27 protein-coding genes, 1 tRNA gene and 2 pseudogenes are annotated in these 26,154 nt (G+C 69.7%); 19 read left to right on the forward strand and 11 right to left on the reverse strand.

The window, feature by feature from the left end; all coding sequences use genetic code 11:
* Positions 1 to 2: 2 nt before the first annotated feature.
* The 5 genes from AW273_RS24610 to trxA are packed head-to-tail and all read left to right on the forward strand — an operon-like array spanning position 3 to position 2,447.
* Entirely contained in the window at positions 3 to 716 is a 714-nt protein-coding gene (locus AW273_RS24610) for a purine nucleoside phosphorylase YfiH/LACC1 family protein (protein ID WP_062352531.1), read from the forward strand.
* Positions 717 to 750: 34 nt separating this feature from the next.
* On the forward strand, positions 751 to 927 hold the full coding sequence (locus AW273_RS36520; RefSeq protein ID WP_083950017.1) for a DUF4236 domain-containing protein: 177 nt from the start codon (positions 751 to 753) through the stop codon (positions 925 to 927).
* A gap of 56 nt (positions 928 to 983) precedes the next feature.
* Positions 984 to 1,763 (forward strand): methyltransferase domain-containing protein, encoded by a 780-nt coding sequence (locus tag AW273_RS24615; RefSeq protein WP_062352534.1) that lies wholly within the window; start codon positions 984 to 986, stop codon positions 1,761 to 1,763.
* 34 nt (positions 1,764 to 1,797) lie between these two features.
* Positions 1,798 to 2,136 carry a MerR family transcriptional regulator gene (locus AW273_RS24620; protein ID WP_062352537.1) on the forward strand — a complete coding sequence of 113 codons (339 nt, stop codon included), beginning with the start codon at positions 1,798 to 1,800 and terminating at the stop codon, positions 2,134 to 2,136.
* Positions 2,133 to 2,447 carry a thioredoxin gene (trxA, locus tag AW273_RS24625; protein WP_062352540.1) on the forward strand — a complete coding sequence of 105 codons (315 nt, stop codon included), beginning with the start codon at positions 2,133 to 2,135 and terminating at the stop codon, positions 2,445 to 2,447. The genes AW273_RS24620 and trxA overlap by 4 nt, the downstream gene beginning before the upstream one ends.
* Here the strand turns inward: trxA and AW273_RS24630 are convergent.
* Positions 2,438 to 2,941, reverse strand: a complete 504-nt coding sequence (locus tag AW273_RS24630; protein ID WP_062352543.1) for an O-acetyl-ADP-ribose deacetylase — start codon at positions 2,939 to 2,941, stop codon at positions 2,438 to 2,440. The genes trxA and AW273_RS24630 overlap by 10 nt on opposite strands.
* 497 nt (positions 2,942 to 3,438) lie before the next feature.
* Here AW273_RS24630 and AW273_RS24635 point away from each other — a divergent pair, with 497 nt between their 5' ends.
* The 3 genes from AW273_RS24635 to AW273_RS24645 are packed head-to-tail and all read left to right on the forward strand — an operon-like array spanning position 3,439 to position 8,268.
* On the forward strand, positions 3,439 to 4,452 hold the full coding sequence (locus AW273_RS24635) for an endonuclease domain-containing protein (RefSeq protein ID WP_198168334.1): 1,014 nt from the start codon (positions 3,439 to 3,441) through the stop codon (positions 4,450 to 4,452).
* A gap of 16 nt (positions 4,453 to 4,468) precedes the next feature.
* A complete protein-coding gene (locus AW273_RS24640) occupies positions 4,469 to 5,092 on the forward strand; it encodes a hypothetical protein (protein ID WP_062352550.1) in 624 nt (207 codons plus the stop codon).
* A gap of 2 nt (positions 5,093 to 5,094) precedes the next feature.
* A complete protein-coding gene (locus tag AW273_RS24645; protein ID WP_062352553.1) occupies positions 5,095 to 8,268 on the forward strand; it encodes an ATP-binding protein in 3,174 nt (1,057 codons plus the stop codon).
* Here the strand turns inward: AW273_RS24645 and AW273_RS24650 are convergent.
* The gene (locus tag AW273_RS24650; protein WP_232327575.1) at positions 8,246 to 9,925 is read right to left on the reverse strand and encodes a DUF2264 domain-containing protein; all 1,680 of its coding nucleotides are present in this window, start codon (positions 9,923 to 9,925) and stop codon (positions 8,246 to 8,248) included. The genes AW273_RS24645 and AW273_RS24650 overlap by 23 nt on opposite strands.
* Before the next feature lie 55 nt (positions 9,926 to 9,980).
* Here AW273_RS24650 and AW273_RS24655 point away from each other — a divergent pair, with 55 nt between their 5' ends.
* The gene (locus AW273_RS24655; protein WP_062352559.1) at positions 9,981 to 11,369 is read left to right on the forward strand and encodes an aldehyde dehydrogenase family protein; all 1,389 of its coding nucleotides are present in this window, start codon (positions 9,981 to 9,983) and stop codon (positions 11,367 to 11,369) included.
* A complete protein-coding gene (locus AW273_RS24660) occupies positions 11,366 to 12,304 on the forward strand; it encodes a hydroxyacid dehydrogenase (RefSeq protein WP_232327576.1) in 939 nt (312 codons plus the stop codon). The genes AW273_RS24655 and AW273_RS24660 overlap by 4 nt, the downstream gene beginning before the upstream one ends.
* A 136-nt stretch (positions 12,305 to 12,440) precedes the next feature.
* On the opposite strand, the pseudogene AW273_RS39485 reads toward AW273_RS24660, so the two are convergent.
* The 5 genes and pseudogenes from AW273_RS39485 to AW273_RS24685 form a co-directional block, all read right to left on the reverse strand.
* Positions 12,441 to 13,268 (reverse strand): annotated as a pseudogene (locus AW273_RS39485) (transposase); the annotation flags it as partial.
* 382 nt (positions 13,269 to 13,650) lie between these two features.
* Positions 13,651 to 13,752: pseudogene (locus AW273_RS39490) on the reverse strand (IS982 family transposase); the annotation flags it as partial.
* A gap of 96 nt (positions 13,753 to 13,848) precedes the next feature.
* Positions 13,849 to 14,694: a carbohydrate ABC transporter permease gene (locus AW273_RS24675; RefSeq protein WP_062352570.1), complete on the reverse strand. Its 846-nt coding sequence runs from the start codon at positions 14,692 to 14,694 to the stop codon at positions 13,849 to 13,851.
* Positions 14,691 to 15,659 carry a carbohydrate ABC transporter permease gene (locus AW273_RS24680; protein WP_157556108.1) on the reverse strand — a complete coding sequence of 323 codons (969 nt, stop codon included), beginning with the start codon at positions 15,657 to 15,659 and terminating at the stop codon, positions 14,691 to 14,693. The genes AW273_RS24675 and AW273_RS24680 overlap by 4 nt, the downstream gene beginning before the upstream one ends.
* Before the next feature lie 28 nt (positions 15,660 to 15,687).
* Positions 15,688 to 16,914, reverse strand: a complete 1,227-nt coding sequence (locus AW273_RS24685; RefSeq protein WP_198168336.1) for an ABC transporter substrate-binding protein — start codon at positions 16,912 to 16,914, stop codon at positions 15,688 to 15,690.
* Between the two features lie 181 nt (positions 16,915 to 17,095).
* Here AW273_RS24685 and AW273_RS24690 point away from each other — a divergent pair, with 181 nt between their 5' ends.
* On the forward strand, positions 17,096 to 18,286 hold the full coding sequence (locus tag AW273_RS24690; protein ID WP_062352578.1) for an ROK family protein: 1,191 nt from the start codon (positions 17,096 to 17,098) through the stop codon (positions 18,284 to 18,286).
* Between the two features lie 86 nt (positions 18,287 to 18,372).
* On the opposite strand, the gene AW273_RS24695 is transcribed toward AW273_RS24690, so the two are convergent.
* Positions 18,373 to 18,840 carry a hypothetical protein gene (locus AW273_RS24695; RefSeq protein ID WP_062352582.1) on the reverse strand — a complete coding sequence of 156 codons (468 nt, stop codon included), beginning with the start codon at positions 18,838 to 18,840 and terminating at the stop codon, positions 18,373 to 18,375.
* 553 nt (positions 18,841 to 19,393) lie between these two features.
* On the opposite strand from AW273_RS24695, the gene AW273_RS24700 reads away from it, so the two are divergent.
* The 3 genes from AW273_RS24700 to AW273_RS24710 are packed head-to-tail and all read left to right on the forward strand — an operon-like array spanning position 19,394 to position 20,570.
* Entirely contained in the window at positions 19,394 to 19,702 is a 309-nt protein-coding gene (locus AW273_RS24700) for an ArsR/SmtB family transcription factor (protein WP_062352585.1), read from the forward strand.
* The gene (locus AW273_RS24705) at positions 19,699 to 20,166 is read left to right on the forward strand and encodes an SRPBCC domain-containing protein (protein WP_062352588.1); all 468 of its coding nucleotides are present in this window, start codon (positions 19,699 to 19,701) and stop codon (positions 20,164 to 20,166) included. Before AW273_RS24700 ends, AW273_RS24705 begins: the two co-directional genes overlap by 4 nt.
* The gene (locus AW273_RS24710; RefSeq protein ID WP_062352590.1) at positions 20,163 to 20,570 is read left to right on the forward strand and encodes a VOC family protein; all 408 of its coding nucleotides are present in this window, start codon (positions 20,163 to 20,165) and stop codon (positions 20,568 to 20,570) included. The genes AW273_RS24705 and AW273_RS24710 overlap by 4 nt, the downstream gene beginning before the upstream one ends.
* A 14-nt stretch (positions 20,571 to 20,584) precedes the next feature.
* On the opposite strand, the gene AW273_RS24715 is transcribed toward AW273_RS24710, so the two are convergent.
* The gene (locus tag AW273_RS24715) at positions 20,585 to 20,791 is read right to left on the reverse strand and encodes a TOBE domain-containing protein (protein WP_062352592.1); all 207 of its coding nucleotides are present in this window, start codon (positions 20,789 to 20,791) and stop codon (positions 20,585 to 20,587) included.
* Between the two features lie 77 nt (positions 20,792 to 20,868).
* Between AW273_RS24715 and AW273_RS24720 the strand changes: the two genes are divergently transcribed.
* From AW273_RS24720 to AW273_RS24735, 4 genes are read left to right on the forward strand one after another with little or no spacing between them, the layout of a single operon-like run.
* The gene (locus AW273_RS24720) at positions 20,869 to 21,627 is read left to right on the forward strand and encodes an SDR family NAD(P)-dependent oxidoreductase (protein ID WP_062352594.1); all 759 of its coding nucleotides are present in this window, start codon (positions 20,869 to 20,871) and stop codon (positions 21,625 to 21,627) included.
* Positions 21,628 to 21,642: 15 nt separating this feature from the next.
* Positions 21,643 to 22,557 carry an NADP-dependent oxidoreductase gene (locus AW273_RS24725; RefSeq protein ID WP_062352597.1) on the forward strand — a complete coding sequence of 305 codons (915 nt, stop codon included), beginning with the start codon at positions 21,643 to 21,645 and terminating at the stop codon, positions 22,555 to 22,557.
* Positions 22,558 to 22,576: 19 nt separating this feature from the next.
* The gene (locus AW273_RS24730; protein WP_062352599.1) at positions 22,577 to 22,924 is read left to right on the forward strand and encodes a TIGR03668 family PPOX class F420-dependent oxidoreductase; all 348 of its coding nucleotides are present in this window, start codon (positions 22,577 to 22,579) and stop codon (positions 22,922 to 22,924) included.
* Positions 22,925 to 22,928: 4 nt separating this feature from the next.
* Positions 22,929 to 23,759 (forward strand): hypothetical protein, encoded by an 831-nt coding sequence (locus AW273_RS24735; protein WP_062352602.1) that lies wholly within the window; start codon positions 22,929 to 22,931, stop codon positions 23,757 to 23,759.
* On the opposite strand, the gene AW273_RS24740 is transcribed toward AW273_RS24735, so the two are convergent.
* The gene (locus AW273_RS24740; protein WP_062352884.1) at positions 23,746 to 24,669 is read right to left on the reverse strand and encodes an alpha/beta hydrolase; all 924 of its coding nucleotides are present in this window, start codon (positions 24,667 to 24,669) and stop codon (positions 23,746 to 23,748) included. The genes AW273_RS24735 and AW273_RS24740 overlap by 14 nt on opposite strands.
* Before the next feature lie 170 nt (positions 24,670 to 24,839).
* On the opposite strand from AW273_RS24740, the gene AW273_RS24745 reads away from it, so the two are divergent.
* Positions 24,840 to 24,913: transfer RNA gene (locus AW273_RS24745), tRNA-Ile, on the forward strand.
* Positions 24,914 to 25,130: 217 nt separating this feature from the next.
* On the opposite strand, the gene AW273_RS24750 is transcribed toward AW273_RS24745, so the two are convergent.
* Entirely contained in the window at positions 25,131 to 26,114 is a 984-nt protein-coding gene (locus AW273_RS24750; protein ID WP_062352605.1) for an ABC transporter permease, read from the reverse strand.
* Positions 26,115 to 26,154 lie beyond the last annotated feature (40 nt).

Raw genomic sequence — 26,154 nt, forward strand, 5'->3', positions numbered from 1 at the left:
GGGTGCTGCTGGCCGAGGGCGTACACGCCGTGATCACCGATCGCCGTGGCGGCGTGAGCCCGGCGCCCTTCGGCGGCCGGAACCTCGGCGGGGCCGTCGGCGACGACCCCGCGAACGTCGCGGCCAACCGGCGGATGACCGCTCTGGAGCTCGGCGTCGACCCCGCCCGCGTGGTGCTCATGCGGCAGGTCCACGGGCGCGACGTCGCCTACGTCGACCGGCCGTTCGGCGACGACCCGCCCGGCCTCGACGCGGTCTTCACGGCCGAAGAGGGGCTGGCGCTGGTCTCGCTGGCCGCCGACTGCGCCCAGGTGCTGGTGGCCGATCCGGTCGCCCGGCTCGTCGGCGCCGCCCACTCGGGCCGGCCCGGCACGCTCGCCGGGGTGGTGCCCGCGCTGGTCGAGGCCATGGCCGGGCGCGGAGCCGACCCGGGCCGGATGGTCGCGCTGGTCGGGCCGGCCGCCTGCGGGCGGTGCTACGAGGTGCCCGCCGGGATGCGCGACGAGGTCGCCGCCGTCGTGCCCGAAGCCTGGGCGACCACGTCGCGCGGCACCCCGTCGGTCGACCTGCGGGCGGCCATCTCGGCGCAGCTCTCCCGGGCCGGGGTGGGCGACGTCCGGCACGACGCCCGGTGCACCATCGAATCCGGCGATCTCTACTCATATCGCCGTGAAGGGCAGACGGGGCGCTTCGGGGCCTATATCTGGCTCGGCTAGGAACTTTCCCCCCGATCCCGCTCGTTCTCCGGGCATGGGATGGGACTACCGGAAGTCGGTAAAAGTCGGACCGCTGCGCTTTCACCTCTCACGTCACGGCGTCTCCCGCAGCTACGGGGGCCGTCGTCTCCACGTCTATCGCACCCCTGACGGGCGCCGCCACGTGACCGTGCGGCTGCCCGGCGGGTTCCACCTCGGCAGGACGTTCTAATCTCACTATTCGATACACATCTTCTCGTATCGCGAGACGGTACTACTCTCGTGCCCATGCACTACACGCATGGGCACCATGAGAGCGTGCTGCGGTCCCACCGCTGGCGCACCGCCGAGAACTCCGCGGCCCACCTGCTGCCGCACCTGACCCCCGCCACCACCCTGCTCGACGTGGGCTGCGGCCCCGGCACGATCACCGCCGACCTGGCGGCCCGGGTCGCCCGCGTCACCGCCACCGAGATCGGCCCCGACGAGCTCGGCCTCGCCCGCGCCGAGGCGGAGCGCCGGGGGACGCCCAACATCGCCTTCGAGGTGGCCGACGCGCACGCGCTGCCGTACGGGGACAAGGCCTTCGACGTCGCGCACGCCCACCAGGTCCTGCAGCACCTCGCCGACCCGGTGCGGGCGCTCCGGGAGATGGGGCGCGTCGCCCGGCTGGTCGCCGCCCGCGACAGCGACTACGGCGCCTTCACCTGGTATCCGGCCCTGCCGGAACTCGACGAGTGGCTCGCGCTCTACTACGCCGTGGCCCGGCGCAACGACGGAGAACCCGACGCCGGCCGGCGCATGCTCTCGTGGGCCCGTGCGGCCGGGTTCACCGACATCGAGGTGTCCACCTCCACCTGGACCTTCGCCACCCCCGGCGACCGGGCGTTCTGGGGCGGCATGTGGGCCGACCGCGTCGTGAGGTCGTCGCTGGGCCGCCAGGCCGTGGACGCGGGGCTGGCCACGCCGGAGGATCTGCGGCGCATCGCCGACGGCTGGCTCACCTGGGCCGCCGACCCCGACGGGTTCCTGACGATCGTCCACGGCGAAGTCCTCTGCCGGGCTTGACCCTGACGCCAATGTGAAGGTTTAACCTGCGGACATGCGGATCGGTGAGCTGGCACGGCGCTCGGGTGTGAGCACCCGCTCGCTGCGCCATTACGAGGAGAAGGGCCTGCTGGCCGCCCGCCGGGGCGCCAACGGATACCGCGAGTACGACGAGGCCGACGTGCGGCTCGTCCAGGAGATCCGGGCGCTGATGGCGGTCGGCTTCACCCTGGAGGACGCGCGCCCGTTCGTCGCCTGCCTGCGCGCCGGCAACGAGTCGGGCGGCGTCTGCCCCGAGTCGGTCGACGTCGTCCGCCGCAAGCTCGCCGAGATCGACACCGAGATCCGGGACCTGATGGCCCGCCGCGACGAGATGCTACGGAGGAACACATGATCGAGGTCACCGCGGAGACGTTCGAGCGCGACGTGCTGGCCAGCGACCGCCCGGTGCTGCTCGACTTCTGGGCCGAGTGGTGCCCGCCGTGCAAGATGATCTCCCCCATGCTGGAGGAGCTCGACCGCGAATACGGCGACAAGGTCGTCATCGCCAAGATCAACGTCGACGAGAACCCGTCGATCGCGCTGCGCTACGACGTCATCGGCCTGCCCACCCTGAACCTCTACCGCGACGGCGAGGTCGTCCACCAGATCAGGGGCGCCCGCCCCAAGCGGGCCATCGTCGACGGGATCGCCCCTCACATCTGAGCCCGGAAGTGCTCGTACGCCTCGTCGGTGAACAGCACGAAGCGCACCTCCTCCACCTTGGTGGGCGTGGCCCTGACGGTCTCGACCGCGATCCGCGCCGCGTCGTCCAACGGCCAGCCGTAGATCCCCGTCGACACCGCCGGGAACGCGACCGACGTGGCCCCCAGTTCGTCGGCCACCCGCAGCGCCTCGCGATAACACGACGCCAGCGTCTTCGACCGGTCATCGCTCCTGCTGTGCACCGGCCCGACGGTGTGGATCACCCACTTCGCCGCCAGCCGCCCCGCCGTGGTGGCCACCGCCTGGCCCGCGGGCACCCCCTTGCCGTAGGCGGAGGCCCGCAACCTGCGGCACGCCTCCAGGATCTCGCTGCCGCCCTTCCGGTGGATCGCGCCGTCGACGCCGCTCCCTCCCAGCAACGAGGAGTTGGCGGCGTTGACGATCGCGTCGGCCCGCTGATCGGTGATGTCACCCTTGACCACGATGATCCGCATGGCCGCATTGTGCCCACTGGGTCAGGCGTTCACCACGTCGGCTCCTGCTCTGGGGCGAGGCCGCGGCGGGGGCCGGAGCCCGGATCAAGCGGCGCATTGTGTCGTTCCGCCGATACGAGACCTCATTCGTGATCAGGCCGAGATTGAGCTGACAGGTCCTTGTCGTCAACGGATAGGTCGGATGTCTTGGCATGAGAACTTGACGGGTCGTGTGATTCGAGTGGTTCGAAATCGGACATGGGTCGGATCTGGTAGCGGCTGGGATGGCGCGGTCTTTTCCTGGACGGAGTGACCCGGATATGTTCGGATATAGCGGGATTTGATGGATTGTCAGGATGGCTGTTTCGGTGGTTTTGTTACCCCGGAAACAGCGATATCTCTAGAATTCCTGCGCATCACGCGGTGTGCCCTATACCCTCTGCGGCGTCACGTTTTCAGATGACTGTCCAGAGGGAACCGGCATGCCATTCTCGTGGGGCGATCTCCCGGTGGGGAGGGTGCTCCGCATTGCCGGAGTCGATTCCAGCATTGACGCCAATGTCATGGAATTGTTGCTGGACCCTTTGCCGGAGACCGGGCCGGCCGTCGTCACGTATGCGGCCGCGGAGTGCGACTCGGTTCCTGAGCTGGTCGGATCCATCCTGCGGGAACTGGAGACACTGGCCGTCGGGCTCTTTCCCGTCTGGTTGCCCGAGGCGGAGAAGCTCTCCGGGCCGGGTGGCGCCGGAGTGGCGGCGGCACGGGCACTTGCCCTTCGCCTCGCATCCGGCACCCGCCATTTCGGACCGTTCCTGGCCGACCTGGCGGAGAGAGCCGTCCAGGCCCGCGGACCGATCAACCACGGACAGGCGATGTCCGAGCGGCGGTCATTCCCCGCAGAGTCGCGGGCGGCCGGACTGGCGCGGGTCATCGCCTCCACCTTCGGCCGCGACACCGCCGCACTCGTGCTCTATGTGCCGGAGACGCTGAGCCCTCATGGGGAGACCGTGCTCGTCGCCGGATGCGAGTGGCTGGCGCACCGGAGCGGGATGGGCGTCTGGCTCGTCGGGCCGGATCTGCGTCGCGTCGACACTGTGCACGTGGAGGTGCCGCCCGCCGTCAGGCGACTGGCGACGGAGATGAAGGCTCCGCCCGCGCCCGCGAAGGTCGGGGTGCCGCCGGTCGCGGGGAAGCCCCATGCCGGAAGTGCGGTGGAGAAGGCCATGGAGGCGGCGCTGGCGGAGTGCGCGTGGGCTCATGGGCGGACCTGGAACCAGACTTACCAGTCCCAGGACCCGCTGTTCGTGGTGATCCGCACCGACCTGATGTGGGTCGCGGAGAAGTGCGTCGTGGAGCTCGACGGGCCGGAACACGAGACGCTCGCCCAGATGGAGCGCGACCGAGTTCGTGACGAGCATTTGGAACGTGACGGGTTCACGGTGCTGCGGTTCACCAACCAGCAGGTGCTGGGCGACATGCAGGCGGTTTTGCACCACATCGAGAAATGCCTTCGGGCGCGACGCCCGGAATGAGCGAAGGAGATACCCGGTGTCCGGCGAAAGACTGAAGTACCACCAGATCGCGATGCTGCTCGTCCTGATGGCGGAGGGCGTGCCCGACGTCCCCAACACGAAGCTGACGGACTTCTACAAGCTGAAGTTCACGAACAACAAAGACCGAGAGGCTCTCGTCGAGGGCAAGTTGATCGAGTGTGACAAGACGCGCAAGCCGATGACCTGGAGCCTTACGGACGCGGGACGCGACCGGGTGATGGAGGAGATTCTGCTCGGCGTCGACGTTCCCTCTTCGAGGGTGCTCGGGCTGGCTTTCGTCACCTACTTGCAGAACACGCGGGCTCCGCGGATCGAGACGCCACCCCTCGTTGCCGAGGCGTCGGCGGCCCTGTCCGCGGAAGAAGTCGAGACCCGCATCCGTGAGGCCTACGTGAAGGTCGCGCCGGGTGCCGGCCGGTGGGCGTCGATCACCAAGTTGCGGGCCGAGTTGACTGGCATCGACCGGGATCTGCAGGACGCGGTCCTGCGCACCATGATGCTCGCAGGCCGGGTCGACATCGAGCCGGTCGCGATTCTGGGCGACCTCAAGCCCGAAGACCGCGACGCCGCGATCATCATCGGCAGCACGCCCAACCATCAGTTCCGCATCGGAGCGTGACGATGGTCACCGAATGGTATGCGCTGGAGAGCCTCAAGATCTTCTCTACCGTCAATGCCGCCGGAGACGTCTGGCGGCCGGTTCCCTTCCATGTCCCGGAGATGCACCCGGCGGCTACTTATGCGCTGACCGCTGGGTTGGACGCCGCCACCGATTCGGCCGAGACGAGCCCGATCGGGGTGGTTCTCGAGGGGGGCCCCGGAAGCGGGAAGACCCATTTGATGAGCTGGCTACGTGAGCAGGTCATCCATCGCGACGGTTACTTCTTCCTGATGGGAGTCCTTGACGCGCGGAGCTTCTGGGAAAGCGCCGTCGTGTCCATGCAGGATGGGCTGGCCCGTGTGGGCTCTGATGAGGAGAGCCAGCTCAAGCGGTTTCTGCGCAGTCTGACAGGCCTCATGAAGCTGCCTCGGAAACACCAGCAGGCGATCATAGGTAATCAGCCGGTCAGCCGTGACGACCTTGATCTGTTCATCGAGGCCCTCAGCAAGATCGATCGGCGGGTCGGAAGAGAGGCTCAGGACGTCGCCAGGGCGCTGGTGCTCCTTGCGGCCGGCAACGATGCCTTGGCGGACATCGGCGAGTCCTACCTCTGCTCCATCGAGGATGGCGAGAGCGACCGCCTCAAGTGGGGGTTCCGGCAGATTCGCAAGTCCCCCCAGGAGATCGTGCGGGACATCTCCCGGCTTCTGGCGTTGACCGGTCCGAGCGTGATGGCCTTCGACCAGCTCGACGCCTTCATCGCGCAGAGCAGTGTCTTCGTCGAGGGCGGAGCGCAGGACTCGGCGACGTCGACCGTGCTTCAGTTCGCTCATGGGCTGACCAACCTTCGGGAGGTGACCAGCCGATCTCTGACGGTCCTCTCCTGCCTGCCGGAGTCGTGGGAGTTGATCCAAGGGCTGGCGGTCAAGAGCTTCCAGGACCGCTTTCAGAAGGCCGCCTTTCTGCGGCGCATCCCGTCTCCCGAAGTCGGGGCCGAGCTGGTCACCAAGCGGCTTGAGGGACATTTCAAGGAAATCGGCTTCGATAGGCCCTATCCGACCTGGCCAATCAAATCCGAGGCCTTCGTTCAGGCGCCCTTCTACACTCCCCGTGAGGTCTTGGGATGTCTGTCGAGGCACATCCAGAAGTGCCTGATCCAGGGCGAGATCACCGAATTGGGCACTCTCGACACCTCGATCCCGGTCGGTCCGGTCATCAAGCCCGGGCCGAGCAAGGAGGCGCTCAAGGCGATCGACACGAAGTTCGCGATCCTTGTCGATTCGGCCGACCCGACCGGGGCGATGGAGGCCAAGCAGGAGGACGCCGTGCTTCCCGACCTGCTTTCCGCCGGGCTTCGGGCCTGGATCGCGGAGCAGGGCGAGATGGCGTCGCACTACCGGGTCGATCCCTCGATGGGACAGAAGACCTCTCTGCACGCCGGTCTCAAGCAGGTTCTGAACGAGGCGATCGAGGATGAGATCCACTGGGCCTTCCGGGGAATCGCCGCCACGCATCATGTGGCCGCGCTGACCCGGCTCCGCAAGGCTGTCTACAAGGCCGGTCTTACCGATGACGCGCCCAAGCGGCGGTTGATCATCGTGCGGAACATCCCGTGGAACTCCGGTCCCCGCACCCAGGAAGTGGTCGCCGCCTTCCACGCCAGGGGCGGCCGGGTGATCAGGGCCGATGAAGAGGACCTCAAGGTCCTGTGCGCTTTACGCGACCTCTACGCCGAGAACATCCCGCACCTCGACGAGTGGATCGGCAGCCGGAAGCCCACCGCTGAGATCAAGCTCCTCAAGGACGCCCTGAGCGACTGGCCGGACCCCACGGCTCCGCGGGTCGACATCCCAAAAGCACCTGAGGGCGACATCCTTGAGGAGCCGCCCGCGTTGCCGACCCGTGAGGCGGGCACCTCCGGGCATTCGCCCGTGACGTTGGCCGGCCAGGTCGTGCTGCCCCCCAAGCCGCCCACGCTGGTCGTCGGCCGTTCCTACGAGCGGGGGCTGCCGGTCTCCGTCGAGCTGGAGGCGCTGCGGAAGCACACCGCGATCTTCGCCGGCTCCGGTTCGGGCAAGACCGTCCTGATCAGGCGGATCGTCGAAGAGTGCGCATTGCAGGGCGTCTCGTCGATCGTGCTCGACACCAACAACGACCTCGCTCGTCTCGGTGACGCGTGGCCGGCGGAGCCGTCCGCCTGGGGGCCCGGTGACGCGGCCCGGGCGGCGCGCTACATCGCCGACACCGACGTCGTCGTCTGGACGCCGCGCAGGGAGAAGGGGCGGCCGCTGGCGTTCCGGCCGCTGCCCGACTTCGCCGGGGTCCGGGACGACGTCGACGAGTTCAACGAGGCCGTCGACGCCGCCGTCGCCGCGCTGATCCCGAGGGCCAAGGCCGAGGGGAACACCAGCAAGGCCGAAGTGGCGCGGGCGGTGCTCAAGGAGGCCGTCGTCCACTTCGGCAGGTACGGGAGCGGGGGGCTCAACGGGCTCATCGGGCTGCTCGCCGACTTTCCCGAGGAGGTCAGCCGGATCAGCGGCGCGGTCAAGATCGCCGACGGGCTCGCGCAGGTGCTCCGGGCCGCGATGGTCAACGATCCGCTGTTCGGCGGCGAGGGCCAGCCGGTCGATCCCGGCCGGTTGCTCACCCCGGCCGCCGGCAAGCGGGCGCGGGTCTCGGTCATCTCGTTCGTGGGGCTGCAGAGCGACTCCGAGCGGCAGTCGTTCGTGAACCAGCTCCAGATGGCCCTGTTCGCCTGGATCAAGAAGAACCCGGCGGGTGACCGGCCGCTGGGCGGGCTGTTCGTCATGGACGAGGCGCAGAACTTCGCCCCTTCCGGCGCGTCGACCGTGTGCACGCAGAGCACGCTCGCGCTCGCCTCCCAGGCCCGGAAGTACGGGCTGGGGCTGGTGTTCGCGACGCAGGCGCCGAAGGGGCTGCACAACCGGATCCCCGGCAACGCGGCGACGCAGTTCTACGGGCTGCTCAACGCGCAGGTGCAGATCGAGGCGGCCAAGGAGATGGCCCGGGTGAAGGGCGGCAGGGCCGACGACATCGGGTCGCTCAAGAGCGGTCAGTTCTACGTCGCGCCCGAGGGGGCGGGGTTCGCGAAGGTGCGTACGCCCCTCTGCCTGAGCCACCACCCCCGGGCGCCGCTGACCACCGAGGAGGTCATCGACCGGGCGAGCCGGTGACCCTGGCGGTCAGCCAGAATTCGCCGGGGTCGTGCTCACCTCGCAGGGTGGGGAGGATCGTGCGCGGCACCAGGACGTTGGTCCCGGGGTGCGGCTGCACGACCTCCCCCTCCCGCCGGACCCCCGCCGGCCGGCCGGGATCGGTCGCGTCCTCGATGCGGGACAAGCCTTGGCCCGAGCTCGCCCACGCGAACCCGTCGCCGCTGTCGCGGCCGGTCTCGGTGTCGCGGTCGACGGCGAAGGCCGCCTCGGCGGTGAACAGGCGGCGGGCCGACTTGATGCGGTGGACGCGCAGGTGGCCGGAGTCGCGGGGGACCAGCCACGTCTCGATCTCGACGTCGTCCCACGGTGACCAGCGCAGGTGGAGGTCTCCGACGGCCTCCGGGACCTCGCAGCAGCGCCAGTGCCGGCCGTCGTCGCTCAGCGCCAGGGTGTTGTCGAAGGCGCCCTGTTCGAGGCCGTGACCGCCGGCCGGGACGCTGAAGCCGAAGACCGTCGAGTAGGCGAACTTGGCGTATTTCGCCGCGCCGCCTCTGGCCCACATGTTGTGCTGCGCCGTGCTCAGCAGGACCACGTGGCGGCCTCCGTCCGACCGGATCACGGCCGTCCCGGCCTCGGGCTGGTGGACGACCCCGTCGGGCAACGCCGCGGGGGTCTCCGGGGTGGTCCAGAAGGGGTGGTCTTCCGGCAGGGCCAGCGGGAGGAACGCCTTCATGGCCCAGTAGGGCGAACCGGGCGCGTTGTACTGCTCCGCGAGGAGCGGCTGCGGGTAGGCGTAGCCGATGGTAAGGACGCCGTCGCGGCCGGCCACGTCGCGGCTCCGCCACCAGCGCAGGTGCCGGAGCAGGTAGCCCTTGGTCTCGCCCCACGGCAGCGCGTCGACCCCGGCGAACGCCAGCGCGCCCCAGAACGCGGCCTGGGCGTGCCGGTAGGTCATCGACCGGCCGAAGGGGACGGCCGCGCCGTCGGCGGCGAACCAGTGGCGGAAGTCGAGGGCGAACTCGCCCGCCCGGGTGCGGAAGCGCTCGGCTCGGGCGTTCTCGCTCAGACCGGCGTAGATCAGGCCGTAGTAGTGCATCGCGAACGGCACGTAGTAGTCGCGCTGGGCGGTCCGGCCGTCGGAATACCAGCCGCGGCCCAGGTCGAACGACTCCAGGCGGTCGAGCCGGGCCTCGACCGACGGCTCGTCGAAGGGCACGCCCACGCGGCGCAGCCCCAGGCTCACCAGGACGGGGAAGAACTGCCAGTTGTTGTCGACGCCCGGCCGGGCGAGGGACTGGGAGAGCCACGCCGCCACCCGGTCGCGCTCGATTCCGCTCAGACCGTCCCACAATCGGTCGGGCGCCAGGGCGAGGGCGAAGCCGAGCGCGGCGGTCTCCACCAGGCGCTGGTCGACGTCGGCGATGTCGCCCCAGTATTCGGGGTGACCGGGGTCGGTGCCGTTCGCCAGGCCCTCGCGCCACGGGTCCAGGCCCTCGCCCAGCGGCGCGAGGCCCCACAGAGGGCGGGCGAAGGCTTCCAGCTCGGCGGCGGCGTCGTCGTAGTGGGCGGTGTTCACGCCGAGTCTCAGGCGGGCGCGGCCGGGGCTGAAGAACGGGTGGAGCGGGGTGACGAGATCCCGGACGAGCTGGGCCATCGACGCACGATCCGCTGCCATCTCGCTCCTGTCAATACTTATTTTTATATATACGTTTAAGTATAGAATATAGCCTATGCACTACATCGATGGGGCTTTCGTCCCGGCCGTCCACACCGCTCCCGTGCACGAGAAGGCCACCGGGGCCGAGATCGGCCGGTACGCCCTCGGCACCCCCGCCGACGTCGACCGGGCCGTCGAGGCCGCCCGCCGGGCCCAGCCGGGATGGGCCGCCCTCGGGGCGCCCGAGAGGGCCGCCTACCTGACGGCGTTCGCCGACCACCTGCGGTCGCGCCACGACGAGCTCGTCGAGTCGTCCATGCGGGAGACCGGCGGAGTGCGGGCCAAGGCCGTCGACGAGGTGTCGGCGGGGCTGAAGCAGCTCGCCATCTCCGCGGTGGAGGCGTGCGGGACGGCGGGGGACGTCCTGCAGCCGTACAAGGCCGGGAAGTTGTCGTTGTCGCGGGCGGTGCCGCTCGGGGTGCTCGGGATCATCACGCCCTGGAACTATCCGATGAATCTGGCCATGCGGGCGGTCGCGCCGGGGCTGGCGTTCGGGAACACCATCGTGCTCAAGCCGGCCGAGCTGACGCCGATCATCGGCGGGCGGGTGCTGGCCGAGGCGGCCGACGCGGCCGGGCTGCCGCCGGGCGTCTTCAACGTCGTCGAGGGCGACGGGCCCGAGGCGGGGCACGCGCTGGCCGAGCACCGGGGGCTCGACCTGCTCGACTTCACGGGGTCGCGGGAGGTCGGCACGGCCATCGCGTCGTCGGCCGCCCGGGACCTGCGGCCGGTGCGGCTGGAACTCGGCGGGAGCAACGCGTTCGTGGTGCTCGACGACGCCGACGTCGAACTGGCCGCCTCCTGCGCGATGATCGCGTCGCTGGAGTTCCAGGGGCAGACGTGCATCAGCGCGAGCCGTCACATCGTGCTCGAACCGGTCGCCGAGGCGTACGTCGCCGCGCTCACCCGCAAGGTCGCCGCGCTGACCGTCGGGAACCCGTTCGACCCCGGCGTCGACCTCGGGCCGCTGATCAGCGAGGCGCAACGCGACCGCGTGCACGAGCGCATCGTGTCGCCGTCCGTCGAGAAGGGGGCCGTCGTCGCCGCCGGCGCGACCTACGACGGGCTGTTCTACCGGCCGACCGTGCTCACCGGGGTCACCCCGGACATGCCGGCGTTCGCCGAGGAGATCTTCGGGCCGGTGCTGCCGGTCACCGTCGCGGCGAGTGAGGAGGAGGCGATCGGGCTGGTCAACGGCTATCCGATGTTGATGAACTCCGTCTTCAGCCGGGATCTGATGCGAGGCATGGCCGTCGCGGAACGGCTGAACGCGGGGGAGGTGCACGTCAACGACGCGCACGCCCGGCACGGAGCCGAGAACCAGTTGCCCGGGTTCACCCGCCGCCAGTGGATCGGGGTGCAGCGCGGGCCGCTCGACCTGCCCGAATGGACCCGGCGGTGATCGTCGACTACGCGATGTTCCCGGAGCTCACCGTCCGGCTGTTCGGCCGGCCCGACGCGCCGCTGACCGAGTTCCGCAGCCCGGCCGCGCGGGCGAGGCTGGCCCGCACGGAGATCCTGGTGACCGGCTGGGGCTGCCCCGTCCTCGACGGCGGGGCGCTCGACGCCGCGCCCAACCTGAAGGCCGTCGTGCACGCCGCCGGGAGCATCAAGGGGCACGTCACCCCCGAGGTGTTCGCACGGGGCGTCGTGGTCAGCTCGGCCGCCGACGCCAACGCGATCCCGGTCGCGGAGTTCACACTGGCGATGATCCTGCTGGCCAACAAGGCCGTGCCGAGGCTGGCCCGCGAATACCGCGCGGCCAGGAGCGACCTGGGCCTGCTGACGCGGGACGACGACCTCGGCAACTACCGCAAGACCGTCGGCGTCGTCGGCGCCTCCCGGGTCGGCAGGCGGGTCATCGAGCTGCTCCGGCCCTTCGACCTGGACGTGCTGGTCGCCGACCCCTACGCCGACGACCTGGTCACCTGCGACCTCGACGTCGTGATCGGCCGCAGCGACGTGGTGTCGATCCACGCCCCGGCCACGCCGGAGACGTACCGGCTCATCGGCGCGGAGCGCCTGCGGGCGCTCAAGGACGGCGCGACCCTCATCAACACCGCCCGGGGTTCCCTCGTGGACGAGACCGCGCTCGTCGAGGAGCTCCGCACCGGCCGGATCTCCGCGATCCTGGACGTCACCGACCCTGAGCCGCCCGCGCCCGACTCGCCGCTCTGGGAGCTGCCCAACGTGGTGCTCACCCCGCACGTCGCGGGGGCGCTGGGGTCGGAGGTCGGGCGGCTGGGGCAGACGGCGCTGGAGGAGGTGGCACGGCTGACGCGCGGTGTCCCCCTGAGGTACGAGGTGGACCCGCGCGTCCTGTCGCGTCAGGCCTAGACGAGTAGTTCCGAGTGGCTCAGTGCGGGTTTGAGAACGTCACGTCGACGAGTCAAGTGTCAGTTCCGCTGACGCCTGGCGGCGTGTCCGCGCGGGTGATACGGCGCGCGATACCGGTGATGGCGGCCCTAGCGGATCATGGCCTCAGATGTGGCCGGGTGGCGTTCGTGGTGCACATCCAGCCGTAGATCGGGATGTGGCGAACGAGCGCTGAAGCTGCGGCTAAGGTCTTCGGTGACGCTTCGTGCCGTGCGATCGCCGAAGCCGGAAACCGCTGCCAGAGGAAGGATTCTCGGTGATCGGCAGGCTGCAGTGCGTGGTTCTGGACTGCCAGGATGTTCTGGAACTCGCGCAGTTTTACCAATCGCTTCTGGGTGGCATGGTCAATCAGCCCGATCCCCGGTGGGCGGTCAGCGACGACTTTTCGACTCTTCATACCGGCTCCGGCCTCGTGCTCGCGTTTCAGCGTGTGAAGGACTACCGAGCGCCACAGTGGCCGGACACCGCGCACCCGCAACAATTTCACCTGGATATCGATGTCCCTGACCTCGAGCAGGCCCAGAACCAGGTCCTCGGTCTCAGCGCCACACTGCTTCATGTCGACGCTCGCGGCTGGAGGATCTTCGCAGACCCGGCAGGTCATCCGTTCTGCCTGCTCAAGGGCTGACGAAGCAGGTCTTCCCTGTCGGGAGCGACGGCCCAGCCGAATCTCATCCGTGTCGGCGCCTTTCACGCTCTGGGAGTCGATGATCCCCGCTGACGGCTCGGGCCGGCGGCCCTGCCCGGTGCGCAGGCGCAGCCGCAGCACCGCGAGGATCTGCTCGGTGACCTTGGCTTCCTCCCCACGGGCGAAGTGCCAGTACACGGTCTGCCGGGGCGGGAAGTCGACGGGCAGTCGCCGCCAGGAGCAACCGGTGCGCACCACGTACAGGATCATGTCCACCACATCACGGCGGGCGTGCGCCCGTCTTCGGCGCGGGTAACAGCGGCTCGATCAGCACCCACCGCGCGTCGGTCAGGTCGGAGGGACAGCGGCGTTCTCGGTACCCCGAGACGCACATGGATGTCGGTTCCAGGTCCTTCGGCACCAATTACCGCAAGTACTAATTCTGGGACGACATCCTTTCGCCTCGACCTTCCAAGTGGGACGGGAAGGGGACTCCGCACTTCTCCGTGAGAGTGGTCGACGGTGGCCAGAACGCGGCACGGGGGCTCGCATTAGAGGCCGGGAGGCTGGACGGGGTCGCGGAGTTCGCGGCCCACGGGCGCGGGCTCGAACTCGTGGGGGAGTTGACGGACGCCGAAACGTTCGACCGCTTTCTGGTCATGATGGGACGGAGGGCAGCCAAGACGTCTGGGGCCACGGCCAGGGTGAGCAGGCCGGCGTCGGTCAGCCAGGGCGGCCGTGCACGACGCCGGCGGGTCTTCAACCGGTCTTCGATGTGCACGTGCGGTGCCGTTGAGAGGGTGTCTGTTCCGGTCGCCGCAACCCGATGCCGGACACCCTCCCCACGTCTGAGAACCCTGCCTTTGGAGCTGCTCGTCTAGCTCTTCAGGCCCGAGAACGCGATGCCCTGCATGATGCGCCGCTGGAAGATCAGCAGCACGATCATGACCGGGACCACCGCGAGCGCCGCGCCCGCCATGATGTAGTAGGCCCGGCCCGACTCCGTGCTCGCGAGCTGCTGCAACGCCAGCGGCAGCGTGTAGAGGTCGGGGCTGTTGAGCACGATCAGCGGCCACACCAGGTCGTTCCAGTGGAAGATGAAACTGGTGATGGTCACGACGGCCAGCACCGGCTTCGACAGCGGCAGGATCACCCGCCAGAAGATCGCCATCCGGCCCGCGCCGTCGATCCGGGCGGCTTCCTCCAGTTCGACCGGAAGTGTGCGGAAGAACTGCCGCATGAGGAAGATGTCCAGCACCGAGGCGACGTTGGGCAGGATGATGCCCCACGGGGAGTCGTAGACGCCGAGCATCTGGGTGACGTGCAGCCGGGGGACCAGCAGGGTGATCGTCGGCACCATCATGCCGGCCAGCATCAGGACGAAGATCTTGTCCCGGCCCGGGAACGGGATGCGCGCGAACGCGTAGGCCGCCAGGGCGTCGATCAGCAGCTTCAGCGGGACCAGCACACAGGTGATCCACACGCTGTTCCAGAACGCCGTGCCCAGGCCGCTGATGGTGAAGACGTACTCGTAGTTCCCCAGCGTGGGGTTCCACTCGCCGGTCTTCTTGTCCAGCGGGAGGAGCTGCGGCACCTGGGTGTAGACGTCGGGGCCGTTCTTGAACGACGTCGCCAGCATCCACACGAACGGGACCACCGACACCAGCGCCAGCAGGATCAGCGCGATGTAGATGGGCAGGCGGCGTACCGTCTTCTGGTTCACGACGCCTCCTGCTTCATGAACTTGAACTGCACGAACGTGATGATCATGATGAAGACCAGGAGGATGAACGACATCGCGCAGGCGGCGCCCATCGCGTTGTAGCGGAAGGCGTACAGGTAGATGTGCAGCACGTAGGCCAGGCCCGACTGCTCGGGGCCGCCGGTGACGCTCCGGTTGCCGCCGCCGCTGAAGATGACGTACACGAGCCCGAAGACCTGGAGCGCGGCGATGATGCCGGTCACGACGAGGTAGAACGTGGTCGGGCGGAGCATCGGGACCGTCACCTTGAAGAAGCGCTGCACCGGGCCCGCGCCGTCGATGACCGCCGCCTCCCTGATCGACTCGGGGATGCTCTTCAGGCCCGCCAGGTAGATGATCATCGAGATGCCGCACTGCCACGCGGCGATGAACGCCAGCGCCGGGATGACCAGTTCCGGGGTGTTCAGCCAGTTCTGCCGGGGGATGCCGACCAGCCCGAGCACCGCGTTGACCAGGCCGTACTGCGGGTCGTAGAGCCAGCGCCAGATGGCGCCGACCGCCGCCTCGGCCGTCACGACGGGCAGGAACAGCAGCAGCCGGAACAGGTTCGAGCCGCGCCTGACGGCGTTGATCAGCAGCGCCTGGCCCAGCGCGGTCACCAGCGTCAGCGGCACCGCGACCAGCGTGTACTGCAGGGTGACCTGGATCGACTTCCAGAAGTGGGGATACTTCACGTCGTCGAAGAACAGGTCGGTGTAGTTCTGCAGGCCGACCCAGATCGGCGCGGAGTGCAGGTCCCACTCGGTGAAGCTGTAGTACAGGGCCGCCAGGGCCGGATAGAGCAGGAAGATGATGAAGTACACCATCGCGGGGGCGATGAGCAGCCACCCGATCAGATGGTCACGCCTGCCGATGCCCGGACGGCGGCGCCGTCCGGGCCTGGCCGGCGTCTCGGCGGGCCGCTGGGCCACGACCGGAGATGCCACGGTTGCCTCGCTTCCGTGAATGACTGGGCTAGCCGTTCCAGCCGAGCAGGGCGCGGGTCTTGTTCGCCGCGTCGGTGAGCGACTCCTGGGCGGTCATCTTGCCGCTCAGCGCCGACTCCAGGGCCGGGGCGATGATCTCGTCGTTGATCTGGATCCACTGCGGGACGGCCGGACGCGCCTGCGCCACCTTGAGCTGCTCCAGGAAGGCCTGCTGCTGCTCGCCGAAGGTGGCGGCGTCGCGCTCGGCGGCCTCCTTGTTGACCGGGAAGCCGCCCAGGGCCTGGGCCAGCACCGTGTTGTTCGTGGCGTTGGTCAGGTGCTGCAGCCACTTCCACGCGAGCTGCTCGTTCTTGCCCTTGGTGAACACGACCGCGTTCTCGCCGCCGATGTTGCCGGCGGGAGTCGTCTTGTACGGCAGCGGGGCGACGTTGAAGTCGAGGTCGGGGAACTGGTCCTTGATCGTGGCGACGTCCCACGGGCCGGAGATCATCATGCCCGCGAGGCCGTTGGCGAACGCCTGGTCGGAGTCGGTGATCTCACGGGGCGACGACGGCAGCAGGTCGACCCAGAGCTGGAGGGCCTCCACGGCCGGCGGCTGGTCGAACAGGATCTTCTTGTTCGCCTCGTCGACCATCTGGCCGCCGGCTCCGCCGACCACGCCCGGCCACATCCAGGCGCCGTAGCCGTCGCCCTTCGGCACCACGATGCCGGCCACCTTCGGGTCCTTCTGGTGGATCGCGGCGCTCATCGACTTGAGCTCGTCCCAGGTCTTCGGCGGGGTCGGGACGAGGGCCTTGTTGTAGAAGAGGGCGACCGCGGTGTGGTCGATCGGGAAGCCGTAGAGTTTGCCGCCCACCTTGTTGGTGTTGAGCGCGCCCTCCCAGAAGTCGGCCTCGTTGAGCGTGCCGGCCGGGACCTCCTTGATGGTGCCCTCCAGCGCGAAGCGGGAGACCAGGGGCTGGTCGAGGATGCCGACGTCGGGGACGGTGTTCCCGGCAAGGGCGGAACCGAGCTTGGTGTTGTAGTCGTCCTTGGGGATCTTGACGATGTTCACCTTGACCCCGGGGTTGGCCTTCTCGAAGTCCGTGCGGATCTTCTCGACCACTTCGCCGGCCTGCGGGGTGCGGTCCTGGAACATCCAGTAGGTCAACTCCGTGGCAGACCCCGCGCCGCCCTCTTCGGAGCCGCCGCCGCAGGCGGCGAGCCCGGCGAGCAGCACCGCTGCGGCAGCCGCCCCAGTGACTCTCCTGATCATTTCCATCTCCTTCTCGGGGGGGTTGAACAGACGATAATGTAAGACGCAAAAAAAGATCAGTCCCTCGTCGGAAACGCTTTGGTAACGCGACACCCGCTACCCTGTGCGGCGGCACTTGCCTGGTAGCCGTTTCGTTCACGCATTGAACTAACATGTCGGCATAAAACGGGAGGACAGGCCCATGGCAAGGCCGGAGCGCAAGACGGTCAGGGACGTCCGGAAGGGGAACCGCGGCATGCTGCTGCGGACGTTGTACTTCGGCGGTCCCCGCAGCCGACATGAGCTGACCGGGCTCACCGGCCTGAGCGCGGCGACCATCAGCACCATGACCGGCGACCTCCTGACCGAGAAGATCCTCATGGAGGCCGGCCAGGTCGACAGCGACGGCGGCCGGCCGAGGGTGCTGCTGCGGGTCAATCCGGTGTACGCCTACCTCATCGGCGTCGACGTCGCCGAGACCCACGTGCGGGTCGAGCTCTTCGACCTCGAGATGACCGAGAAGGCCCGGGTCGACTACACCCTCCGGCCCTCCCACCACGACATCGAGCTGGTGGCGCGGCGGATCCTGGCCGGGATCGACGTCGTGCTGGCCGACGGCCAGGTCACCGCGGCCCAGGTGCTCGGCGTCGGCATCGGGGTGCCCGGGATCGTCGAGCGCGGCGCCTCCGACGCGCTCATCCACGCCAAGACCTTCGGCTGGGACGGCGTCCCGCTGGGGGCGCTGATGCGGGCCGGCACCTCCCTGCCCGTCTTCATCGACAACGGCGCCAAGACGATGGGGCAGGCCGAGTTGTGGTTCGGGGCCGGCCGGGGGGCCGACCACGCGGTGATCGTGCTGATCGGGTCGGGGGTCGGGGCCACGGTGGTCGCCGACGGCCAGGCCGTGCGGGGAACCTCGAACTCGGCCGGCGAATGGGGCCACACCAAGATCGAGATGAACGGCCGGCCGTGCCGCTGCGGCTCTCGTGGTTGCCTGGAGGCCTACATCGGGGCCGAAGGACTGCTGGCCAGGGCCGGGGTGCCGGCCCAGACGACCGACTGGCCGTCGGCGCTCGGCCGGGTGCTCGCCGACGGCGGGCCGGTCGTCGACGAGACGCTCACCTACCTGGGGACCGGCCTGGCGAACCTGATCAACATGCTGAACCCGGAGCGCATACTGATCGGCGGCTGGGCCGGCCTGATGATCGGCGAACGGCACCTCGACCAGATCCGCGTCGTGGTGGGGGAGAACTCCCTCACCCAGCCCTACAACGCGACCTCGATCGTGCTGGGAGAGCTGGGGCCCGACGCGGTCGCCATGGGGGCGGCCACGCTGGTGCTGGAGGAGTTCCTCGACGCGAGCGCTCCACTGCGGTTGCACGCCGCCAGTTGATGCTTATGTCAAAGGGTTGAACTAAGGTTCCGGCACGACGAACGCCAGCGAAACAGATCTAGCCGCGAGAGCCGGCGGAACGACCATCACGGCCGGTCGTCGCGGGCGGCGGCCAGGAACATGGCAGTCGCGGCGACCGCCGGGGGCACTGCCGGGGCCACGAAGTAGACCAGTTCGCTCACGTCGCCGCCCAAGCCGTAGTGGCAGTCGGAGTAGGCGATCAAAGTGAAGAGGAAGGTCACGGTGCCGTGGCCGCCGGTCAGCAGCAGCGCCCCCGCGAGCATCCGGACCGTCACCCGGCCGAGCCGGGGCCGGCCGCGGATGGTGGCCACGGCCAGGACGAGGAGCCCGGCCACCACGATCGCGGGGGCGGCGGAGACGGACACCACCTGATCGACGGAAGGCCCGGCATCCGTCTCCTCCGGTGTGTAGGCGCACTCGCCGTCGGGGTCGACGTAGGCGATCGGCCCCATCGGCGCGCCCCCGCCCGCGACCAGGTTGGCCATCGACACGCAGAACGCCAGGGCGAAGTAGATCAGGGATCTCCAGGACACGGGCGCACAATCTAGCGGTGGCGGCCGACAACGAACTCCCGGCGGTGGTCGCCCTTCCCCGGGAAGACCATCAGGAACATGATCTGCGGCTGGTAGCCGTCGGTCGACCGGAAGCGGCCCCTGTCCGGTCGCTCGCCACATGGGCCGGGCCGATCGGCGGGCGATGGCGGTTGAGGTCGCAGAAGACCTCGGAGGCCGCGGCGGCCAGATCGTAGGTCCGATCGGGGCGAGGTCGTAGACCGACTTCGCCTTGAGGGGATGACGCGCGCAGGCCGCCCGTAGGCGACCAGGTCGCGGTCGGGAATGCCGGCGAAACGCCCGCCTCCGCGCACGCCGCACAGGAACGCGGCCTCGCCGAGTCGTGACAGGTGGCGCACGAACAGGAAGTCGCCGAAGCCGGGGAACGCCCGCATCCGCACACCGGTCGGCGCCGGCCCGTAGACGAGGGTCGGCGACATCGATGATCTCCGGGGCATGGGCGGCAACCCTGGCGACTCCCGCCGACAGAGTGATATAAAACCATCAAGTTAAATAACTGAAAGGTTATCCGCCTATGCTGGACGCCACGTTCGCCGCCCTGGCCGACCCCACCCGCCGGGCGATCCTGGCCCGGCTCGCCCAGGGCGAGGCCACGGTCTCCGAACTGGCCGCCCCGTTCGCGATGAGCCAGCCCGCCGTCTCCAAGCACCTCAAGGTCCTGGAGAAGGCGGGCCTGATCACCCGGGGGAGAGACGCCCAGCGCCGGCCCTGCCGCCTCGCCGCCGAGCCGCTGCGCGAGGCGACCGAGTGGCTGGCCGGTTACCGCGACTACTGGGAGGAGAGCTTCCAGCGGCTCGACTCCCTGCTGCGGGGCATGGAATGACCGACGTCGTCACCCGGGGCGAACGGGAGATCGTCGTCAGCCGCCGGTTCGCCGCTCCCCGCGAGCGGGTGTTCGCCGCGCTCACCGTGCCCGGCCTGCTCGTCCAGTGGTACGGCGCGCGAGGGTGGCGGTTGACGGAGTGTTCGTTCGAGGCCGTCGTGGGGGCCGCCTACCGGTTCGTCTCCGAGGGGCCGGGCGGGGCGCGGATGGTGCAGCGCGGGGAGGTGCGGGTGGTCGAGCCGCCCGTGTCGATCACGATCAGCGAGGTCTTCGACGAGCAGTCGTATCCCGGGGTCACCGTGATCACCCACGAGCTCGCCGAGGAGGGGGCCGGCACCCTCCTCACCACCACGATCCGCTACGCCACCCCCGGCGGCCGGGCGACCGCGCTGCGGTATCCGATGGCCAGGGGCATGGCGGAGGCGTACACGAGAATCGATCTGCTGTTGGAAGGACAGGCATGAACTGGACGCTCGAAGTGGTCGTCGTGCCCGTGTCGGACGTCGACCGGGCCAAGGCCTTCTACGCCGACCGGCTGGGCTTCGCCGTCGACCATGACACGGCGCTCGGCGACGACGTCAGGATCGTGCAGCTCACCCCGCCCGGGTCGGGCTGCTCGATCGTGATCGGGAAGGGGGCGGTGCCGGAGATGCCGCCGGGGTCGCTCCGGGGGCTCCAGCTTGTGGTGCCGGACATCCGGAAGGCGCACGCGCTGCTCGTGGAGCGGGGGGTCGACGTGACCGACGTACAGAAGATCGGGGAGAACCCCCGGCCGGTGCCCGACCCCCTCGACAACGTCGGGTTCGTGTTCTTCGACGACCCCGACGGGAACGGGTGGGCGGTGCAGCAGATCTCGTCACGAGGCTGACCGCCCACGGGTGGTCAGTCGGTCGCCAGGATCACGTCGGAGGCCTTCACGATCGCCGTGACCCGGCTGCCGACGCCCAGTCCGAGCTCCTCGGCCGCCTCGGCGGTGATCGACGCGACCAGCCGGAGGCCGCCCGCCGACAACTCGACGTTGGCGGTGGCCTCGCCCCGCGTGACCCCGGTGACCTCGGCCGGGATCGCGTTCCGTGCACTCAGCTTCATGATCGTTCTCTGCCCGGGCTCGCGGGGGCGGAAAACACCCTGTCCGTAGACTGGGGAACGGACGAAAGGGGTAAGTCATGCGCCTTGACGGCACGGTCGCCCTGGTCACCGGGGCGTCGAGCGGAATCGGGGAGGCCGCCGCTGTGGCGCTCGCCCACCAGGGCGCCGCGGTCGCGGTGGTGGCCCGGCGGCGGGAACGCCTGGAGGACCTGGCCGCCCGGATCGGCAAGGACGGCGGACGGGTCCTGGTGATCGAGGCCGACGTGACCGACGAGGCGCAGGCCCGCGCGGCCGTCGAGCGCACCGCCTCCGAGCTCGGCCGGATCGACACCCTGGTCAACAACGCCGGCGTCATGCTCCTCGGGCCCGCCCAGGACGCGCCCGTCGCCGAATGGCAGCGGATGGTCGAGGTCAACGTCCTGGGCCTGCTCTACTGCGCGCACGCCGCGCTGCCGCACCTGATCAGGGCCGCCGACGACGGGCCCCGCTACGTCGCCGACATGGTCAACATCTCCTCGGTCGCGGGGCGGATCGCCCGGAGCGGGAGCGGCGTCTACAACCTCACCAAGCACGGCGTCGGCGCGTTCAGCGAGGCGCTGCGGCAGGAGGTCGCCAGGAAGCACGTGCGGATCTCGCTGGTCGAGCCGGGCGCGGTGGAGACCGAGCTCGCCGGGCACAACCGGCCCGAGGTGCTGGAGGGACTCAGGAGCACCTTCGGCGACATGGAGCGCATGCAGCCGGAGGACATCGCCGACGCGATCGCCTACGTCGTGACCCGGCCCCGGCACGTCGCGATCAACGAGGTGCTCATCCGGCCGACGGAGCAGGAACGGTAAGCCGAGGAGGGCGAGATGCCGAAAGCCTACGTGTACCGGGAATACGGTGGCCCCGAGGTCGAGGAGTTCGCCGACCTGCCCAAACCCACCGCCGGACCGGGTCAGGTCGTCGTCAGGGTCAGGGCCGCCGGGGTCAACCCGGCCGACTGGAAGCGCCGCACCGGCTGGCGCGGGCCGGGCGTCAACCCCGACCACTTCCCGGCCGTCTTCGGCAACGAGGTCGCCGGGGTGATCGCCGAGATCGGGCCCGGCGTCACCGGGCTCAAGCCGGGGGAGGCCGTCTTCGGCAGCCCGCTGAAGGGCGGGTACGCCGAGTACGCCGTCCTCCCGGCGTCCGGCCTGGCCCGCAAGCCCGACGTGGTGTCGTTCGAGGACGCCGCCACCCTGCCCGTCGCCGCCGCCACGGCCTACGACGGCATCCGCCAGCTCGGACTGCCGCGCGGCGGCACCCTGCTGATCACCGGTGTCGGCGGGGGCGTGGGCACGGCCGCCGCGCAGATCGCCCGGCACGCCGGAGTGCGCGTGATCGGCACCGCCGACCCGGAGAAGCGGCGGTTCGTCGAGTCGCTCGGGGCGGCGTACGTGGAACCGGGCCCCGGCGTCGCCGAGCGGGTGCGCGCGGTGGCCCCGCAGGGCGTCGACGGGATCTACGACCTGGTCGGCGGCGACGCGCTCCGCGAGGTCGCGCCGCTCCTGAAGGACCACTCGAAGCTGATCTCCGCCGGAGACCAGACCACGGCCAGGGACCTGGGCGGCAAGCCGGTCGCGCGGGCCCGCACCAAGGAGGTGCTGGGCGCGGTCGCCGATCTGGTGGCAGACGGCGTGCTCGACCCGCACGTGACCGCGACCTATCCGCTCGACCAGGCCGACCGGGCGCTGAGGGAGGTCGAGAACGGGCACGCACGAGGCAAGATCGTCATCACCGCGTGAGCGGTTCGCGGCGGCCCGGGTGGCCCGGCTGGCCACCGCGGGTCCGCACGTGGTGCCGGTGACGTTCGCCCTGGAGGGCGACGTGATCGTGACCGCGGTCGACCACAAGCCCAAGACGACCCGGCGGCTGCGCCGCCTGGAGAACATCGCGGCCGATCCCCGCGTGAGCGTGCTCGCCGACCATTACGAGGAGGACTGGGAGAGGTTGTGGTGGGTACGGGCGGACGGCACCGCCCGGGTCGTCGACGAATGGCCGGTCGATTCGTTGACGGCAAAATATCCGCAATATCGGGAAATTCCGCCTGTCGGGCCGTTCATCGTGATCGATGTACATCTATGGCGGGATTGGGCGGCGCTGCCAGACTAGACGCATGCCGTTATGGGGGAGACGCCTGCTGGTCGTCCTGGCGATCTGGGCGGCCGCGCTCGCGTTCGAGCACTGGTCGCCGGCGGACGACCTCGGCGACTTCGTGCTGATCTTCATGGCGCCCCTCACCCTGGGCCTGGTCCTCGGCTGGCTGGCGCGGCTGCCCTGGTGGTTGCCCACGGGCCTGCTGGCCTTTCCCGGCGCCTATTTCGTGCTGGTCACCGCGTCGGCATGGCACGACCTGCTGGAGGCGCGAACTCCGCCGACGCCGGTCGGCCTGGCCTTTCCGGCGCTCGGATATCTGCTCGTCTCGTGGTTGTTCTCACCCGGGTTCCGCCGGCCGAAGATCGGCCTGAGCGCCCTCCTCGTCGCGTTGTTCGCGGTGACCGGACCGCTGGAGGAGCTCAGATCCGACACCGAGTTCCAGGAGATGATCACCGCCGCGGGTGTGCCGCTGGTCGTGCCGGTCATCCCCGGCCACACCCTGGTCTCGTCGAGCAGCCTCCCGTTGAACGGGGAGATAGAACTGACCTACGCGTCGCCCGACGGCGAGACCGAGATCGAGGTCTACCTCCATCACGAGACCAGCGATCCCCGGGAGATGTGTCTCGACCCGGTCCCCCGATACCCGATCGACGCGCGCGCCGACTGCCGCCAGGCCGCGCCGGGGGTGTGGGTCAGGACCGCCGGGGGCTTCACCCGCGCGGTCGGCCGGGCGGGTGGCGTGACCATCCAGATGACCGCCCGCGACGTGCCCGAAGACGTTCTGGTAGGCGGCTTCGCCCAGACCAGGCCGGTGACGGCGGAGGAACTCGGGGAGCTCAGGGACGTCTGAAGGCCGCCCGCAGGTTCCGTGCGACGTGCTCCCTGGCCTCGTCGGCGGCGTCGAAGAAGCCCGGGAAGGAGAAGAACCCGTGCAGCGTGCCCGCGTAGTCGTGATGGTCGACCGGCACCCCGGCGTCCGCCAGCGCCTTCGCGTACGCCCGCCCCTCGTCCCGCAGCACGTCGTATTCGGCGGTGACGACGGTCGCGGGGGCCAGGCCCGACTTGTCGGCCAGGTGGAGGGGGGACAGGCGGGGGTCGCGGGGGTCGGCGCCCGGGGCGTACTTGCGGACGACCCAGGCCATGTCGGTCACGCTGAGGCCGAAGCCGTGGGCGAACTCGGTGTAGCTCGGGGTGTCCATGGCCACGTCGGTCACCGGGTAGACGAGCGCCTGGTGGGCGAGCGGCAGCCCGGCGTCGCGGGCCAGCCAGGCGGTCACGGCGGCCAGGTTGCCCCCGGCGCTGTCGCCCGCGACCGCGACCGGTCCCGGTTCCCCGCCGTAGAGGGCCGGCCGGTCGAAGACGTCGCGGACGACCGCCCAGGCGTCGTCGACGGCGGCCGGGAAGACGTGCTGGGGCGCCAGCCGGTAGTCGGCCATCACGACCACCGCTCCGGTGCGGACCGCCAGGTCACGGCCCAGGGGATCGAGCTGGGAGAGGGTACCGTAGACCCAGCCGCCGCCGTGGAGGTAGACCACGACGGGAAGCGATTGTTCGCCGGTGGGGCGATAGATGCGTACGGGAACGCCGGCGGCCGTCGTGTCGACGGCCGAGAAGACCTCGACGGGGGCCCCGCGCTCGGCGGTCTTGTTGTCGAGGCCGCGGAGCACGGCCACGTCGTCGTCGGTGAGCGCGTCGAGGTCGGCGCCGGACACGGGCGGGAAACGGTCGAGGAAGAATTGGGACTGCGGGTGCAGCGGCATGCGCGAGAACATACTCGACTTCGCGGGACGAATCTGCTCTAACGGTGAGCAATCGTCCAAGCACCAAGAGCTCATCAACGGCAGGTAAGCGGACCCTAACGAACGAGCTGATCACAAGTGCACTTCGGTGGGTCCCCCTGAAGGAGAACTGTGAGAGACTCCAGCATTGCGGGGCGGTAGCTCAGCCGGTCAGAGCATCGGACTCATAATCCGTGGGTCGTGGGTTCAAGTCCCACCCGCCCTACTCAAAACCCCAGGCCAACCCGCCGAGAGCGGACGGCCCTCCACAGGATATCCGGTGATCGACGCAAGATGATCATTGGACCGTGCCGGAGAGCGGCCCGGTGTGACGCCGGGCCGTCTCCACTCCGGGCCGGCGGCCCGATCAGGCCGTCAGCGGGTCGTGTTCCCAAGTTCCGTCGAGCCGCACCGCCGTGTCGGGCCGAAGGTCTCGGAGGGCGTCAGCCGATGTGGCTGACGATCTTCGGGCGCAGTGCCATGGCCGCCAGTGCGGCCAGGGCGGTCGTGCCCGCCACCGCCAGGATCGTCGGGGTGGAGATCTCCACGCCCGCCGAGGCCACGATCACCGCGGCCGTCGCCGTCACGCTCAGCACGGTCGTCGCCATCAGCAGGCTCGTGGTGGTCGTCGTCTGCCGGCCCATGTACGCCGTCAGCGCCGCCCCCACGACCAGCAGCGAGCCCACCACGCCGAGCACGGGCGGCAGCGTCTCGGTCGTCACGTCGCCGGTGGAGAGCATCTCGGCGTGGGTCAGGACGTCGTACTCGCCGCCGAGGGTGGCCTGCAGGCGGTTCCGCAGCTCGCCGGGGTCGACGTCGCCGTCGGCGCGCACGTGCACCACCTCGGTCTCCAGCGATCCGACCAGGTCGGCCGCCGACATCGGCAACACGCCCAGCGTGCCCCGCACGTCGTAGGCCGGGTTGCCGCGGGACTCGGTGACGCCGGTGATCTCGAAGGCGCGGTCGGCGCCGTTGCCGTGCACCATGATCGTCTCGCCGACCTCCAGGTGGAGCTGGTCGGCGGTGCGCCGGTCGAGGACCGCCTCGGAGGCGCTGCGGGGGACGTCGCCCTCGACTCCCGACGACGACAGCAGCGCCAGGTCGACGGCGACCGCCTCCAGCGGGACCAGGGTGCCGAAGCCGACCAGGCCGACCTCGCCCCCCTGGACGGGGACGGCGTCGGCCACGCCGGGCACCGCCCGTATCTGCGTGACGGCCGTCTCGGGCAGGGAGGGAATCGTCCCGACCCCCGGGTAGCCCACGGGGAGGACGGCCGCGTCGAAGGGGGATTCGGCGCCCGACAGGCAGCGGGCGATGTGCCAGCCGGCACCGGAGAGATGGAGGCCCGTGCCGATCAGCAACAGGCCCGCGAGCGCCGCGACGACGCAGCCCGCCAGCGCCCTGAGGTGGCGACTGGTGCCCGACATTGAAGTCCCCCATACCCGTTCTGCTAAATGGTCTCAAAAT

This window comes from Herbidospora yilanensis (genome assembly GCF_001570565.1).
In the GTDB taxonomy this organism is placed as follows: domain Bacteria; phylum Actinomycetota; class Actinomycetes; order Streptosporangiales; family Streptosporangiaceae; genus Herbidospora; species Herbidospora yilanensis.